Source organism: Nocardia sp. NPDC059154 (assembly GCF_042755705.1).
Taxonomy (GTDB): domain Bacteria; phylum Actinomycetota; class Actinomycetes; order Mycobacteriales; family Mycobacteriaceae; genus Nocardia.
The window spans coordinates 24,287-39,899 of the sequence record NZ_JBHZCS010000087.1 but is presented as its reverse complement, the minus strand read 5'-3'; the positions used below and the strand labels follow the sequence as shown (position 1 = coordinate 39,899).

Genomic DNA, 15,613 nt, shown 5'->3' with positions numbered 1-15,613 from the left:
GGGCCGTCGTTGGGAACATCAAAAAACGAACGCCCCGCGAAACAGTGACTTGGCCTTACCTCACAGCTCGCGATATTCGGCCCACAACCAGCCGAGAATCGCGCTGAGGATGGACATGCGATCCTCTTCCCTCCGGCCGATCAATGACGCGCAATACTAACGCGCCCGGATCGGATCAGAGGCTGAAAAGCGGTCCGGTGAGCGTCAATCCGAGATCCCCGCCGGTGTGGGCGAAGAAGGCGAACAGCATGAGCGCCGCGCCCGCGAGCGCGATGTCCTTGTTGAAGTGCACCATCTCGGTCTGCTTGGCCTCCGCGTCGGTCTCCTTCCAGAAGGGGTGCATGAGGAGGGCGCTCGGCAGCAGGAAGACGAGCAGCAGCAGCGTCCCCAGGTCGGCCCAGACGCCCAGCAGCACGCTCAGTCCGCCGGCCAGCAGCAGCACACCCGACGCGGGCACCGCCAACTCGGCCATGGGCACCCCCTTGAACTGCGTGTACTGCACCATCGTCTTCCGCTGCGCGAAATGCCCGAAGCCTGAGCCGAGGAACAGCAGTGCGAACAGGATCCGTCCGATCAGTACCAGCACGTCCATAGCCCGCTCCTTCGATGATCGATATGCCATTGGGTGACACGGCAACCAACTTCTGGGGTACTGACATTATTCCCGGACCAGCAGTTATCAGGATGGTAGCGAGACGCGGGCGTATTCGAGCGGAGGCAGTCCGATCTCCTTGGCGAACTCGTTGGAGAAGTGCGCCTGATCGAAGTAGCCGAGCTCGACCGCCAGCGCGGCCAGGTCCGAGGTGCGGCCCTCGGCCAGCAGATGTGCGCCGTCCTGGAGGCGATAGCGGCGCAGCACCCACTTCGGGCCCGCACCGACATAACGGCGGAACAGTCGCTGCAGGGTTCGGACGGGAATGCCGAAACGCTCGGTGACCTGGTCGACCCGGGTCAGATCGCGATCATGCTCCATGGCCTCGATGATGGCCAGCACCTGGCGGTAGGCGGTGTCGTCGCCCCCACCGGCCGCCTCGCGCCGGACCCCGACCAGGAAATCCTCGATCAGGTCCCGGCGGCGTTCGGCATCGGCGGTCGCGAGCACGGCCTCGGAGAGGGCGTCGGCCGCCGGGAAGACATCGGTTGCCGGGACCGAGGTATCACTGAGTGCCCCGACGTCCAGGCCCGTGAACGCGCCGAAGCCGCCGGCCCGGAACTTGACGCCGAAAGTCTCGCCCTCCCCGGCCAATTCACGCACGTACTTGGTGGTCCACACGCCGGTGACGAAGGCGCCGGTGCGTTCGTGGGTGCGCTCGAAGGTGAGGTTCACACAGGGGTACGACAGCACCTCGGCCTGGAAGGGCGGCTGGCCCCGGCGATCCCAGCGCACCGCCCAGTACCACTCGACATAGCGGGACACCCGCCGGCTCGCGGGCAGCCGGGAGTGGTTGTTGGCCTGGTTCTGCTGACGAGGCCGCAGAATGCCCTTCGCGGTCTCCGGCGGCGGCACCGGCTGCGGCGAAAACCGGCCTCCGGCAGTGCTTCCGCCGACCCCTTCGGCAGGGTTTCCACTGGTCATCGCGCCTGTCGCTTTCTTACAAGACCATCGCCGCCGCGGCGGCGAGAGTAGTGGGCATGAGCAACGCAGTGAATCCGATCCCCGAGGGCTACCACTCCATCACCTGCTTCCTGGCCGTCCCGGACGCCAATGCGGCCATCGAGTTCTACTCCGCCGTTTTCGGTGCGAAGGTGCTGAGCCGCAACGATCTTCCCGACGGCCAGGCCGCGCACGCCGAACTCCTCATCGGCGACTCCACCATCCAGGTCGGCATGCCCATTCCCGACGAGGGCCTGCGCGCCCCCGCCGAAGACTGGGTCCACACCAGCGTCGTCCACTACTGCCCGGATGTGGACGCCGTCTCGAAGCTGGCCTCCGAGAACGGCGCCCGCTTCGTCGCCGAACCCGCCACCTTCGTCACCGGCGACCGCTTCGGCCGGGTCATGGATCCGTTCGGCCACCGCTGGATCGTCATGACGCGAGTCGAGGACGTGTCCCGGGAGGAGGCCGAACGCCGCGTCAACGAATGGATGGCCCAGCAGGCCTGACAAAGCGACTCCCCCGCCCGGTAGACCATCTGCCGGGCGCGGAGCCGGCCCGCCACCTGCCGGCCGAAGGTCCTTGCGCCGCAGGCTTTCTCTCACGAGAGGCCGGCGGCGTCCATGCCGCGTAGTTCCTTCTTCAGATCGGCGATTTCGTCGCGGAGTCGTCCGGCGAGCTCGAACTGCAGCTCGCGCGCCGCGTTCATCATCTGCGCGGTCATGTCCTTGATGAGATCGGCCAGTTCGGCGCGCGGCATGTTCTTCACATCGCGGCCCTCGTAGACACCGGCACTCACCGCCCGCCCGGGCTCGCCCTGGGCGCGGCGGCCGCGGCTGACATTGCGACCCGAGCCGCCCACCTCGACCTCGGTCTCCTCGGCCTCGCGATACACCTGGTCGAGAATGTCGGCGATCTTCTTGCGCAACGGTTTCGGGTCGATGCCGCGCTCTTCGTTGTAAGCGATCTGCTTGGCGCGGCGGCGTTCGGTCTCGTCGATGGCGTGGCGCATGGAGTCGGTGATCTTGTCCGCGTACATGTGGACCTCGCCCGAGACATTGCGCGCCGCACGGCCGATGGTCTGGATGAGGCTGGTGGACGAACGCAGGAAGCCTTCCTTGTCCGCATCGAGAATCGCCACCAGTGAAACCTCGGGCAGGTCCAGTCCCTCACGCAGCAGGTTGATGCCGACCAGTACGTCGTATTCACCCAGCCGCAGTTGCCGCAGCAATTCGACGCGGCGCAGGGTGTCGATCTCCGAGTGCAGATAGCGCACGCGCACGCCGAGTCCCAGCAGATAGTCCGTGAGATCCTCGGCCATCTTCTTGGTCAGCGTGGTGACCAGCACGCGCTCGTTGCGCTCGGTGCGCAGCCGGATCTCGTGCACCAGATCATCGATCTGCCCCTTGGTCGGCTTGACCACCACCTGCGGATCCACCAGGCCGGTGGGCCGAATGACCTGCTCGACGAATTCGCCGCCGGTCTGGCCCAATTCGTACGGTCCGGGCGTGGCCGACAGGTACACCGCCTGCCCGATCCGATCGGCGAACTCCTCCCAGGTGAGCGGCCGGTTGTCCACCGCCGACGGCAGCCGGAAGCCGTACTCCACCAGGTTCCGCTTGCGCGACATATCGCCCTCGTACATGCCGCCGATCTGCGGCACGGTCACATGCGATTCGTCGATGACGAGCAGGAAATCCTCGGGGAAGTAATCCAGCAGCGTGGCCGGCGCGGTTCCGGCGGCACGGCCGTCGATATGCCGCGAATAATTCTCGATACCGGAGCAGAAACCGACCTGCTTGATCATCTCCAGGTCGTATTGGGTGCGCATCCGAAGTCGTTGCGCCTCCAGCAATTTGCCCTGCTTCTCCAAATCCGCGAGCCGCTCGTCGAGCTCCACTTCGATATCCCGCACGGCCCGCTCCATGCGTTCCGGGCCCGCCACATAGTGGGTGGCCGGGAAGATCCGGACCATATCCACCTGACGCACCACATCACCGGTGAGTGGGTGCAGATAGTAGAGCGCCTCGATCTCGTCACCGAAGAATTCGATGCGCACCGCCAATTCCTCATAGGAGGGAATGATTTCGACGGTGTCGCCGCGCACCCGGAAACTGCCGCGGGTGAACGACATGTCATTGCGGGTGTATTGCACATCCACCAGCAGGCGCAGCAGCCGATCGCGATCGATCTCGGTGCCGACCTCCAGCTGCACCGACCGATCCAGGTACGACTGCGGCGTGCCGAGGCCGTAGATGCACGACACGGACGCGACCACCACCACATCCCGCCGCGAGAGCAGGCTCGACGTGGCCGAGTGCCGCAGCCGCTCGACATCGTCGTTGATCGAGCTGTCCTTCTCGATATAGGTGTCGGTCTGCGCGATGTAGGCCTCGGGCTGGTAGTAGTCGTAGTACGAGACGAAGTACTCGACCGCATTGTTCGGCAGCATTTCGCGCAGCTCATTGGCGAGCTGTGCGGCCAGGGTCTTGTTCGGCGCCATGACCAGCGTGGGCCGCTGCAACCGCTCGATCAGCCAGGCCGTGGTGGCCGACTTACCGGTACCGGTGGCGCCCAGCAGCACCACGTCCTTCTCGCCGCCCCGGATGCGCCGCTCGAGGTCCTCGATGGCGGCAGGCTGGTCACCGGCCGGCCGATGCTCGCTGACGACCTGGAACTGCCCGTCGACGCGCTCGACGTCGCCGATGGGCCGGTGCTCGGAATGAGCCAGCGGCAGGTCGTCCGGGATCTCGGTTGCAAACGCCATGACCCCAGCCTAGGACCCCTCACCGACAATCCCGCCTCCCCGCGCCTTCAGCGGACGACTGAGAGCCGTTGACAGTGACAACCCGTGCCGGCGGTTGGGTGCCGAACCGATTCTGGTCATCCCCGACGAGTTACCCTCGCCTCACGAAATCAGTCGTCGCTTCGGGCACGGTTGCCGGGGTCCAACTCCGTGTCGGCAGGGTCGCCCCTGCTCGGTTCCCCATGGCACGCACACGGTTTCGTAAACCGTCGGTAAATGTCCGAATTGACCGTTACCCCAAGGGTTTTCGTGCCGCCGGTGTCGCGTAGATCTCAGTCGGTTCACGACGGTTTGAATCGGGGTTCCCGGGTGTACTCTGAGCTCGCTGGTCGCACGATTCGAGAAGAGGCAGGGCGATGACCGGTCTGCATACGCCACAGCGGAATTCCACCAATGGCGCACACCCCTACGGCACGATCGGCAACACTCCTTCGGTGTCTCCGCATCGCCCAAGACTCGAATACTTCAATCTCGCGGATCTGTCGTGGACCGATTATCGCGGGTTTCTCCATCCCGTGGAGCGTTTACATGCAGAACCGTTCGGTCTGTATGTCGAACGGACAGTGGACAATCCACGTTTCCACTACATCGAGTCCTGGCTGCTGCCCGAGCTCACGCTGCGCGCCACGGTCTACCACCTGCGGCCCGGCCACGATCGCAGCCAGACCTACTACCTCGACATCGGCGAGTACGGCCCGTGCGAGGCCAAGAAGTGGCGGGCCGAGAGCCACTACCTGCACGTGGTGGCGCGCCGCGGCCAGGCGCCCGAGCTGGTCGGCATCGACCAGCTGCTGAGCGCCCATGCCGCAGGACATTTCGACACCGCGCGCACCCATCTCACCATCGAGCGGGCCGCCGCCGTGGTGGACGGCATCGCCGGCTGCGGTCACGATGTCGACCGCTGGCTGGCCGGCCAGGGCATCACGCTCAGCTGGCTGTAGAGACAAACCCGCCCGGTCCGTGCGACACGGACCGGGCGGGCTCGAACGGGTCTGTCCGTCCTCCGACTAGCCGGACAGGCTCGGCAGCAGTCCGTTCAGGCCGCAGCCGAAGCTACCGAAGCTGCTCGCCGGATCCACCTGCACGGTGATCGACTTCGAGATGAGGGTCTGGGTGGCCTTCAGCTCGTGCGAACCGGCGGTGCTCGGGGTCCAGTTGATGGTGACCTTGTTGCTCAGCAACGAGGGCGACACCGGGCTGCCGGTCAGCTCGACGCCATTGTCGGTGAACGACACCGAGGTCAGGCGGTCGACCTCGACGCTCGCGGTGAGCGTGTAGGAGCAGCCGACATTGTGGGTGGAGCCCGACACCTCCAGATTGGACGGCCAGGCACCGGCCTGCGGAGCGACCAGGACGACGGTCCCGGCCACCGCGCCGAAGGTCGTCAATCCCATGCCGACCCGGCGAGCACGGGTTGTGTGTGCGTTCATGCAGTACTTCCCTTGGGTTGAGGCACCCGCCCAGGCGCGGCGAGTGTCGTGCGCGACGAAACGGCGCAGCCGCACATTAGCGAAACACGACCGCTTCAGATCGGGTTTTCGGAAAATTCGCCCCGGTCGGCGCCGGATTCCAGCAATCTGTCGGCGACGCGACCTCCGCTCCCCTGGACGACCGCCGCCCGACACGCGATGCTGAATGGCATGACTCGGGCACCCGCGGTAGATCTGCACCGACCCAAGGTGGAGTACTTCAATATCGACGAGCTCACCAATATCGATCCCAAGGGTTTCGTGCGGCAGGTGGAGCGGTACCAGGTCGAGCCATGGGGGATGTACATGGCCCGCACCTCCGACCATCCCGAGTTCCACTACATCGAATCCTGGCTGCTGCCAACGGTGTCCATCCGCGCCACCGTGTTCCACTTCACCCCCGCGCACCGGCGCGACCAGGACTACTACATCGACATCGGCGAGTTCGCGCAGGTCGGCCCGAAGCAGTGGAAGTCCGTCGACCACTACCTGGACCTGGTGGTGCGCCAGGGCCGCGAGGTCGAGCTGCTCGACGTGGACGAGCTGCTCGCCGCGCACGCCGCCGGCTACGTCACCCTGTCCGAGGCTCAGCAGGCCATCGAGTCGGCCACCTCGACCATCGACGGAATCGCCGCGCACGGCCACAGTTTCGAGGCCTGGCTGGCATCCGAGGGCATCACGCTGACCTGGATGTAGGCCCGAGACAGCGGGGCCGTCCGCACCGAGGGGTGCAGACGGCCCCTCTACCGTCGAGGCGGCTCCGGCGGCCGGGTCAGACGCCGAGGATCAGATTGACCGGGCGGCCAGGGTCGGCGTTCGCATGCAGCCGCTCCCCCGCCGCAAGATCCACACCCGACGCGGCGGGCAACGCGTCCCCCGCGGCGGCCGGCGGGAAACCGATGTCCGTCAGCCGATCCCGCAGCCCGTCCACGGCGGCGCCGTCGGCGACCGTGATCCGGATGTCGAGGACATCGGCGGCCGGTTTGCCCGCCACCGAGGTCGGCCCGACATGTTCGATGCTTCGCGCGCCCGCGCCGCACGCCACGGCGAGCCGTGCGATCACCCGCTGAGCCTGCGCGGGCCACTCCGGATTCGCCTCCACCACGGACAGTTCCGGCCGGGCGGCGGGCGTACGGGTGCGCAGGTTGCGTTCGAAGGGAACCAGGCGCTCGTCCCACAGCCGGTGCACCTCGGCATCGATGACGCCGGTCGCGCCATTGTTGTCGAGCAGCACGTCGGCCACGGCTCGGCGCTGGGCGTCGGTGGCCTGGGCGGCGATGCGGGCGCGAGCGTCGGCCTCGTCGATGCCGCGGAACTCCACCAGGCGGCGGAGCCGGGTCTCCTCGGCGGCATCCACGATGACCACCAGGTTCATGAAGGGCGCGAGGCCGTTCTCGACCAGCAGCGGAATGTCCTGCACCACAATGCCGTCCGCGGGGGCGGCGGCGATGAGCTCGGCGGTGCGCCGGCCGACCAGCGGGTGGGTGATGCCGTTGAGGGTGGCGCGGGCCTCGTCCGAGGCGAAGGCCTTGGCCGCCAGGGCCGGCCGGTCGAGGCTGCCGTCGGTGGCGAGGATGTCCACACCGAAGGCCGCGACCAGGGCGGCCAGCCCCTCGGTGCCGGGCGCAACCACCTCGCGGGCGATGACGTCACTGTCCACCAGGACGGCTCCGCGCTCGGTGAGAATGCGGGCCACGGTGGATTTGCCCGCGCCCATGCCTCCGGTGAGACCGATTCGCAACATTCGTTCAGTCTCGCATCAGCGCCGGTCATCGCGCCCATCAGGGTTACCCCCTCCGGGCTGCGGTTTCACCTGCAAGTGCAGTACTTGGCCATTCCGTGACACCCATGAGACCGTTTCGCAACTTTTTCGGAGAATACGGACCGTTTGTCGGCAAGATTCCGACACGCCGGGGCGAACGTCGCGCAATATTCGGTGACGCACACTTTTGTTCGGCTATGGTTCGCCGCAGGCGATCTTAGGCCGGTAACACGCAAGAGAAGGAACATCAGTGGGCACCAAAAAACTCCAGACGGGTCGCCACCGTCTGGGCCTGGCGGGCACCGTGCATTGCATCGAGATCACCGCCGTCGCAGCCGCTCTCGTCGAGCACCGTCGTTCCTGGCTGAGCACACTGCTCAACCCGGCCCGGCACAGCGTCGCGGCCCAGCGAAAACGGTCGCCCGAGACTCGCGTCGTGCGGCGCTGGGTACCCGCCACCGCCGGCTGATCCGGCGCGGCCGGCTGATCCGCCGCCCGAGTTGATCCGCTCCCCCGAAACACACAGTGGCCCGGTCCGATTCGGACCGAGCCACCCTTTTGCGTGCGTGTCGCACGGTGCCTTTGCGTGCGTGTCGCACGGTGCCTTTGTGCGCGTGCCACACGGTGCCGCCGGGCCGTTCGCCCAGCGGCACCGGAACTCCTACACGATTCCGCTGGGCCGACGCCGTGTGCCGGGATCCTGCTTGGGCATGGAGTTCGGCGGCACCGGATAGGGCGTGCCGACGGTCGCGGTGCCCAGGGCGATATTCGGCCCGCACTGCGCCACGGCGGCGTCGACCTTCCGATTCGCCGGAGCGAACGCGGGTTTCGTGGCGTCCGGGGCCGAGGCGAAGTCGAAGGCCGAGGTCATATCGCCGGTCACGCCGCGTCGCCACGCGGTCAGGTTGGGCACGTCGACCCCGAAGCGGCGCTCGATCAGGCGCAGCTGCGAGGTGTGGTCGAAGGTCTCCGAGGCCACCAGGCCGCCGCGGCTGTAGGGCGAAACCACCAGGCAGGGAACGCGATAGCCGAGGCCGATCGGACCGGTGACGCCCTCGAACTTCTTGTCGGTCGGCACGGTGATGAACTCACCGGGCGTGCCGGCGGGCGGGGTCGGCGGGGTGACGTGGTCGAAGAAACCGCCGTTCTCGTCGTAGCTGATGATCAGTGCGGTCTTCTCCCACACCGCCGGATTCGAGGTGAGGATGTCGAGCACCTGCATGATGCCGACCGCGCCGAAGGCCGGGGGCAGTGCCGGGTGCTCGCAGTTGAGCAGCGGCGGAATCACCCACGAGACGGACGGCAGCTGGTTGGCGGCGACGTCGGCGGCGAAGTCCTGCGGGTAGGCCGGGGCCTTACCGCGGCGTGCCAGTTCGGAATTCGGGTCGGCCGCCTGCTTGAAGCAGCCCATCATGCCGTCCAGCAGGACCGAGGACAGCGGGCCGATATCGCGGTTGTTGTAGATCTTCCAGCTGACCCCGGCCTCGGAGAGGTTCTCCGGCATGGTCCGCCAGCTGTAGGCGTTCTGCGGGATCAGCGTCGGGGTCTCGAGCAGCGGTCCGCCATTGAGTCCGTCCGGGTCGATGGTCGCCGAGACCCAGTACAGGCGGTTGGGGTCGGTCGGACCGAGCACCGAGCAGTGGTAGCTGTCGCACAGGGTGAAGGCATCGGCCAGATCCCAGTGCACCGGGACGTCGTCCTGCGTGTAGTAACCCATTGCCGCAGGGCCGTTTCCGGCGCCGACCGACGCGATCGACATGGGCATCCAGCCGTCGTTGCGGCCGTTGTTCCACGCCTTGTGCATGCCGACCCAACCGTGGTCGGGGTCGTTGATGCATTCGCCGTCGAGGGTCGCGCCGCGGGTGGTGTCGAGGCGGAAGGGGTTGATGAAGCCGTCCGCGGTCGGGCCGACGCCGGGCGCGTACCCGTACTGGTTCCAGGCCGGGGACGGGTCGTCGAAGCCGCGCACGCCGGACATGGTGCCGAAGTAGTGGTCGAAGGACCGGTTCTCCTGCATGAGCAGCACGATGTGCTCGATGTCGCCGAGCCCGCCCATACCGGCCGGATCCGCGGCGTAGGCCCGCTCGATGATCGGTCCGGCCAGTGCGGCGAGCGAGGCCGCACCGCCCGTGGCCATGGCTTTCGTCAGAAAGTCGCGCCTGTTGATTCCGGCGAACACGCCCATGCTCCGGTAGTGCCTTCCCGCTAGGAGTGAAAGGAATTGAACGCGGCGAACACACCCGGTCGCCCGTCCAGTTCGCATCCAACCTTCGAATGGTGACGGCTCAGCGAACCATTCGTAACCGTAGCGAGTCCAGTTGTGGATTCCTGACAGTGACTTGCACCTCATTGCCGGGTCGGCCTAAGCTGTCGGCCATACCTGAGAGTGACTTTCAGGTATCGACCATGGGAGCCTCCATGACACGTCCGGCGCTCGCCGATCCGCCCCGATTCCCGGACTCCGCACCGCGATTCGGCGTCGTCGGGCGCTGGGGCGAATTCATGGCCCGGTATCCCCGAATCGTGATCGGCGTGTGGCTGGTGCTGATCGTGGCGTGCGGCGCGGCGTATCCGGCCCTGCACGCGCGACTGGGCGCACCCGACTACAGCGTGCCGGGATCCGCCTCGGCCACCACCGAAGACCGCGTCGCACAACACTTCTCGCAGCTCGGCGCGGAGCAGGACTCGATCGTGCTGCATTCGGACCGATACACCGTGGACGACCCGCGTTTCCGGGCGGCCATCGAGCGCGTGCTGGGCGCGGCCCGCGGGGTGCCCGGCGTCGCGGGCGCGATCGGGCCGTTCGAAGGCAATGTGAGACAGCAGATCTCCGCCGACCGGCACACCGCGCTCGGCATCGCGGGCATCGACGGCGGCATGTCCGACCGGATCGACGTGGCCGCCCGCCTGCAGACCGCGCTGACCGCCGCCTCCGATGCGGAGGTGCGGGCCGGCCTGACCGGATACTCACCGGTCGAGGGCGAACTGATCCGGAGGGAGACCGCCGACATCACGCGCGGCGAGGCCATCGGCCTGCCGATCGCGGCGGTCGTGCTGGTGCTGGCGCTCGGCGCGGCCGTCGCCGCCACCCTCCCCATCTCGGTCACCGCCGCCGGGATCGCGCTCGCCGTGGGCGTGCTGTTCGGGCTGGCCGGTCTGCTGACCTTCGACTCCTTCGTGCTGTCGGTGGCGACCATGATCGGCACCGGCACCGCCATCGACTACGCCATGTTCCTGGTGAGCCGATTCAACGAGGAACTCACCCGGCGCGGGGTGCGGGATCGCAAGGCTCGCCGGGAGATTCGGGCCGCCGTCGGCGCGACCTTCGACACCACGGGCCGTACCATCCTGGCCTCCGGGCTCATCGTCATGATCTCGCTGTGCTCGCTGACCGTGGTCGGCCTGCCCATGCTCGATGGCGTGGCGCTGGGTGTGGTGACCGCGGTGACGGGCACCCTGGCCGCCGCCTTCACACTGCTGCCCGCCCTGCTGTCCGTACTCGGCCCGGCCGTCAACCGGGGTGCGCTGCCCGCGCGGTTGCGCCCGGCCGAAACCCGATCGACGGCGGCGTCGAGCGCCTGGGCGCGCTGGGCGCACCTGGTGATGGGCAGACCGGTGGTGTTCGGCGTGCTCGGAGTGGCGCTGCTGGTCGCGGCGGCACTGCCGATCGCGGGTATCCGCTACGGGATCGACATGGGCCTGAACTCGCTGGGCGATCGGCCCACCGGACAGGCGACTCGACTGGTGCAGAACGACTTCGGCCCCGGCCTGCTCTCCCCCATCCAGGTCGTGGCCGCCGGACCCGATGACACCGCGCTGTCCGCCGACGGCCGCACCGAGGTGCTGCGCCTGGTGACCGATCTGGCCCGGGATCCCCGGGTGGTCACCGTGCTCCCCCAGCAGGCCGATGGCCGCTACCTGGCGACCATCGTCCCCAGGGACGCCTTCGACTCGACGACCGTCGGCACGCTCACCACCGATATCCGTTCCCGTGCAGCGACTGTCGAGTCCGCCGAGGTCCTGGTGGGTGGAACGCCGGCGATGTTCACCGATGTGTCGCAGTTGATCTCACGTGGCTTCCCGTGGGTCATCGCCCTGGTCCTGACCGCCTCGCTGGTCTTCCTGACGGTGACCTTCCGCTCGATCGTGCTGGCGCTGAAGGCGATCCTGCTGAATCTGCTGGCCACCGGTGCGGCCCTGGGCATTACGGTCACCGTCTTCCAGCACGGTGCCGGCCAGGCCGTGCTGGGTTTTCACAGCGCCGGCTTCCTCCAGGTCTTCCTGCCCATGCTGGTCTTCGCCGTCCTGTTCGGATTGTCCATGGACTATGAGGTTTTCCTCATCCGGCGTATGAAGGAGGCCTGGGAGCGCACCCACGACAATGCCACCGCCGTCGCCGAGGGCCTGCAGCGCACCGCCCGGCCCATCACCGCGGCGGCGGCCATCATGGTCGCGGTGTTCGCCAGTTTCCTGAGCGCGGATGTCATGGAGCTGAAGGAGATCGGCTTCGCCCTGGCCGTCGCGGTCGCCATCGACGCGGTGATCGTCCGCCTGATACTGGTCCCGGCCTGCATGCGGCTGCTGGGCCGCTGGAACTGGTGGCTGCCGACTCCGCGCCGTCAGCGGAACATGGCCTCCAGCGCGACCACGATGGATTCGACGACTTCGCGGTAGACGTCGCGCAGCCGCGCGGCGAAACCCGTTCCGGCCCAATGGTCCAGCGCCGCCATGGAACCCCAGATGGCGATCGCGGCGGCCAGCCGCATCTGCACGTCGTTGCGGTCGCGGCCGGTACGGTCGGCGAGCAGTATCCGGAACTGGTCCTCGAGCCCCCGCATCTGCTGCGCCTGTCCGAGTTTCACCTCGGGAATCGTCCGGACATAGCCCATGCGCAGCCGCGTCCGGTACTCGACCTCATCGGTCACGATCTCGTCGATGAGTACGGGGATGAGCGGCCGTGCGGCCGCCAAAAGGTCCAGGGGAGCCCGGGTTTCGCCGCCACCGACCGTCCGCACGATTTCCAGGAGCTTCGGATCGGTCTCGTCGTAGAGGACCAGATTCTCCTTGGTCCCGAAATACCGGTAGATCGAACTCGGTGACACGCCCGCGGCACCCGCCACCCGCTCGACGGTGACCTCCCGATACCCGTGCTCGTCGAACAGCTCCAGCGCTACCCGCTGGATACGGCCCATGGCCTCGATCTTGCGGCGCTCCCACAGCGATGGGCTCGACTCGACGGTGGATTCGGACATGTCACTTCCGAGAATAGCGAAGGTCCCCGAGCCATCGGCTCGGGGACCTTCGACTATCGCTTATCGCGTGTCAGCGAATCAGGCGTTGCCCGACAGCTTCTCACGCAGCGCAGCCAGCTGGGCGTCGCTCGCGAGCGAGCCACCGGCCGGCTCGGAGGACGAAGCCGCAGCCTGCGAACCCGACTCCGAGGAGTAGTTCGACGGACCACCGTTGGCAGCCTCGGCGGCGGCGTCGGCGGCCATCTTCTCCATCTGAGCGGTGTGCATCTTGTGGCGACGCTCGGCCTCGGCGTACCGGGTCTCCCACTCCTCACGCTGCTTCTCGAAGCCCTCGAGCCATTCGTTGGTCTCGGAGTCGAAGCCCTCGGGGAAGATGTAGTTGCCCTGGTCGTCGTAGCTGTCGGCCATGCCGTACTTCGACGGGTCGAACTCGGCGGTGTAGTCCTCGTTGGCCTGCTTCAGCGACAGCGAGATCCGGCGACGCTCGAGGTCGATGTCGATGACCTTGACCATGGCGTCGTCGCCGACGGCCACAACCTGGTCCGGGACCTCGACGTGGCGCTCGGCCAGCTCGGAGATGTGCACCAGGCCCTCGATGCCCTCTTCGACGCGCACGAACGCACCGAACGGAACCAGCTTGGTGACCTTGCCCGGCACGATCTGGCCGATCGCGTGGGTGCGGGCGAACTGACGCCACGGGTCTTCCTGGGTCGCCTTGAGCGACAGGGAGACACGCTCGCGGTCCAGGTCGACGTCGAGAACCTCGACTGTGACCTCGTTGCCGACCTCGACAACCTCGGACGGGTGGTCGATGTGCTTCCAGGACAGCTCGGAGACGTGCACCAGACCGTCCACGCCACCCAGGTCCACGAAGGCACCGAAGTTGACGATGGAGGAGACCACACCCTTGCGGACCTGGCCCTTCTGCAGCTGGTGCAGGAACTCGCTGCGGACCTCGGACTGGGTCTGCTCGAGCCAGGCGCGACGCGACAGGACCACGTTGTTGCGGTTCTTGTCGAGCTCGATGATCTTGGCCTCGATCTCCTTGCCGACGTACGGCTGGAGGTCGCGCACGCGACGCATCTCGACCAGCGATGCCGGGAGGAAGCCGCGCAGACCGATGTCCAGGATCAGGCCGCCCTTGACGACCTCGATGACGGTGCCCTTGACGGCCTCGTCCTTCTCCTTGAGCTCCTCGATCGTGCCCCAGGCCCGCTCGTACTGAGCGCGCTTCTTCGACAGGATCAGGCGGCCTTCCTTGTCCTCCTTGGTGAGAACGAGGGCCTCGACCTCATCGCCCACGGAAACGACCTCGGCCGGGTCGACATCGTGCTTGATGGACAGTTCGCGAGACGGGATCACGCCTTCGGTCTTGTAACCGATGTCGAGAAGGACCTCATCGCGATCGACCTTGACGATGGTTCCTTCGACGATGTCGCCGTCGTTGAAGTACTTGATGGTCTTGTCGATGGCGGCGAGGAAGTCCTCGGCAGTGCCGATGTCGTTGACGGCAACCTGCGGCGAGGTGACAGTGGTGGGCATGTGTTGGGAGGCTCCGGACGGATTGTGGTCGGTAGTGGACATGTGGACTTTCGGTATTGCTGCGAACAGCAGGCGTTGGAACTAACGTTGGTCATGCACAGCACACCGCTGCGACGCTGCACAACGCTGCCCTGAAAAGCATGCGGACTCACAGCACGATTATCTGCTCTACGCGGTCTCGAGAAACCGGGTACAGAAGACACTCGCGGAAAACAGCGTACGCGACAGGTGTTGTACCAAGCAAACATGGGTCCCGGCCCGCGGGTCGATAGGGTGAGCTCATGTCCGAAGATCACTCCGTCACCACCGACGATACCCGGCACGCCGAAGCCAACACCCTGCTCGGGACGGTGGGAGTGACCCGGACCAAGGTCGACTCGCAGTCCAGTCAGCGCGCCAGCCGCAAGTGGTGGGACGCCGACGCCGCGGCCTACCACGAGACCCACGCCGACTTCCTGGGCGTGGACTCCCTCGCCGGCGAATTCGTGTGGTGCCCGGAGGGATTGCACGAGGGTGACTGGCATCTGCTGGGGGACATCGCCGGCAAGCGGATCCTGGAGATCGGCTGCGGCTCGGCCCCCTGCTCGCGCTGGCTCGCCTCGCACGGCGCGCACCCGGTCGGGCTGGACATCTCCCGCGCCATGCTCGATCGCGGTCTCGCCGCCATGGCCGCGGGCGGCCCCCGCGTGCCGCTCATCCAGGCAGGCGCCGAGGAATTGCCCTTCGCCGACGAGTCTTTCGATCTGGCCTGCTCCGCTTTCGGCGCGGTGCCCTTCGTCGCCGACTCCGCTCAGGTGATGCGAGAGGTCCACCGTGTCCTCAAACCCGGTGGCCGCTGGGTCTTCTCGGTGAACCATCCCATGCGCTGGATCTTCCCCGACGACCCGGGCCCCGAGGGCCTGCGCGCCACCATCCCCTACTTCGACCGCACCCCCTACGTCGAACTCGACTCCGACGGCGAACCCACCTACGTCGAACACCACCGCACCATCGGCGACCGCGTCCGCGAAATCGTCGCCGCCGGCCTGGTCCTGCAGGACATCATCGAACCGGACTGGCCCGAGTGGCTCGACCGCGAGTGGGGCCAGTGGAGCCCCCTCCGCGGCGAGATCTTCCCCGGCACAGCCATTTTCGTCACCGAGAAGCCGCGCTGACGGTCGCGGCGCGAACGCGTCCCGCCCCGCCGTT

General features: G+C 67.0%; 13 protein-coding genes and 1 pseudogene. 6 read left to right on the top strand and 8 right to left on the bottom strand.

What is annotated here, in order from left to right:
* Positions 1 to 175: 175 nt before the first annotated feature.
* Both ACFXN1_RS44765 and ACFXN1_RS44760 read right to left on the bottom strand, forming a co-directional pair.
* A complete protein-coding gene (locus tag ACFXN1_RS44765; RefSeq protein WP_379443816.1) occupies positions 176 to 592 on the bottom strand; it encodes a DoxX family protein in 417 nt (138 codons plus the stop codon).
* A gap of 87 nt (positions 593 to 679) precedes the next feature.
* On the bottom strand, positions 680 to 1,576 hold the full coding sequence (locus ACFXN1_RS44760) for a DUF6597 domain-containing transcriptional factor (RefSeq protein WP_379443817.1): 897 nt from the start codon (positions 1,574 to 1,576) through the stop codon (positions 680 to 682).
* 56 nt (positions 1,577 to 1,632) lie between these two features.
* On the opposite strand from ACFXN1_RS44760, the gene ACFXN1_RS44755 reads away from it, so the two are divergent.
* A complete protein-coding gene (locus ACFXN1_RS44755) occupies positions 1,633 to 2,103 on the top strand; it encodes a VOC family protein (protein WP_379443818.1) in 471 nt (156 codons plus the stop codon).
* Positions 2,104 to 2,195: 92 nt separating this feature from the next.
* Here ACFXN1_RS44755 and uvrB read toward each other — a convergent pair whose 3' ends face one another.
* Positions 2,196 to 4,361, bottom strand: a complete 2,166-nt coding sequence (gene uvrB, locus ACFXN1_RS44750) for an excinuclease ABC subunit UvrB (protein ID WP_379443820.1) — start codon at positions 4,359 to 4,361, stop codon at positions 2,196 to 2,198.
* A gap of 395 nt (positions 4,362 to 4,756) precedes the next feature.
* Between uvrB and ACFXN1_RS44745 the strand changes: the two genes are divergently transcribed.
* Positions 4,757 to 5,341 carry a DUF402 domain-containing protein gene (locus ACFXN1_RS44745; RefSeq protein WP_379443822.1) on the top strand — a complete coding sequence of 195 codons (585 nt, stop codon included), beginning with the start codon at positions 4,757 to 4,759 and terminating at the stop codon, positions 5,339 to 5,341.
* A 66-nt stretch (positions 5,342 to 5,407) separates the two neighbouring features.
* Here ACFXN1_RS44745 and ACFXN1_RS44740 read toward each other — a convergent pair whose 3' ends face one another.
* Entirely contained in the window at positions 5,408 to 5,830 is a 423-nt protein-coding gene (locus tag ACFXN1_RS44740) for a hypothetical protein (protein ID WP_354846146.1), read from the bottom strand.
* Between the two features lie 210 nt (positions 5,831 to 6,040).
* Between ACFXN1_RS44740 and ACFXN1_RS44735 the strand changes: the two genes are divergently transcribed.
* On the top strand, positions 6,041 to 6,565 hold the full coding sequence (locus ACFXN1_RS44735; protein ID WP_379402175.1) for a DUF402 domain-containing protein: 525 nt from the start codon (positions 6,041 to 6,043) through the stop codon (positions 6,563 to 6,565).
* A gap of 97 nt (positions 6,566 to 6,662) precedes the next feature.
* On the opposite strand, the pseudogene coaE reads toward ACFXN1_RS44735, so the two are convergent.
* A pseudogene (gene coaE, locus ACFXN1_RS44730) lies at positions 6,663 to 7,613 on the bottom strand (dephospho-CoA kinase); the annotation flags it as partial.
* A gap of 268 nt (positions 7,614 to 7,881) precedes the next feature.
* Between coaE and ACFXN1_RS44725 the strand changes: the two are divergent.
* Complete coding sequence (locus ACFXN1_RS44725) at positions 7,882 to 8,100, top strand: hypothetical protein (protein WP_379443824.1); 219 nt, start codon at positions 7,882 to 7,884, stop codon at positions 8,098 to 8,100.
* A gap of 192 nt (positions 8,101 to 8,292) precedes the next feature.
* On the opposite strand, the gene ACFXN1_RS44720 is transcribed toward ACFXN1_RS44725, so the two are convergent.
* The gene (locus ACFXN1_RS44720; RefSeq protein ID WP_379443825.1) at positions 8,293 to 9,816 is read right to left on the bottom strand and encodes a phospholipase C; all 1,524 of its coding nucleotides are present in this window, start codon (positions 9,814 to 9,816) and stop codon (positions 8,293 to 8,295) included.
* A 233-nt stretch (positions 9,817 to 10,049) separates the two neighbouring features.
* On the opposite strand from ACFXN1_RS44720, the gene ACFXN1_RS44715 reads away from it, so the two are divergent.
* Complete coding sequence (locus tag ACFXN1_RS44715) at positions 10,050 to 12,305, top strand: MMPL family transporter (RefSeq protein ID WP_379443827.1); 2,256 nt, start codon at positions 10,050 to 10,052, stop codon at positions 12,303 to 12,305.
* Here ACFXN1_RS44715 and ACFXN1_RS44710 read toward each other — a convergent pair.
* On the bottom strand, positions 12,251 to 12,883 hold the full coding sequence (locus ACFXN1_RS44710) for a TetR/AcrR family transcriptional regulator (RefSeq protein WP_379443829.1): 633 nt from the start codon (positions 12,881 to 12,883) through the stop codon (positions 12,251 to 12,253). The two genes, ACFXN1_RS44715 and ACFXN1_RS44710, sit on opposite strands and share 55 nt — an antisense overlap.
* A gap of 78 nt (positions 12,884 to 12,961) precedes the next feature.
* The gene (gene rpsA, locus ACFXN1_RS44705) at positions 12,962 to 14,425 is read right to left on the bottom strand and encodes a 30S ribosomal protein S1 (protein WP_040856871.1); all 1,464 of its coding nucleotides are present in this window, start codon (positions 14,423 to 14,425) and stop codon (positions 12,962 to 12,964) included.
* 281 nt (positions 14,426 to 14,706) lie between these two features.
* On the opposite strand from rpsA, the gene ACFXN1_RS44700 reads away from it, so the two are divergent.
* Positions 14,707 to 15,579 (top strand): class I SAM-dependent methyltransferase, encoded by an 873-nt coding sequence (locus ACFXN1_RS44700; RefSeq protein ID WP_379443830.1) that lies wholly within the window; start codon positions 14,707 to 14,709, stop codon positions 15,577 to 15,579.
* Positions 15,580 to 15,613: the final 34 nt, after the last annotated feature.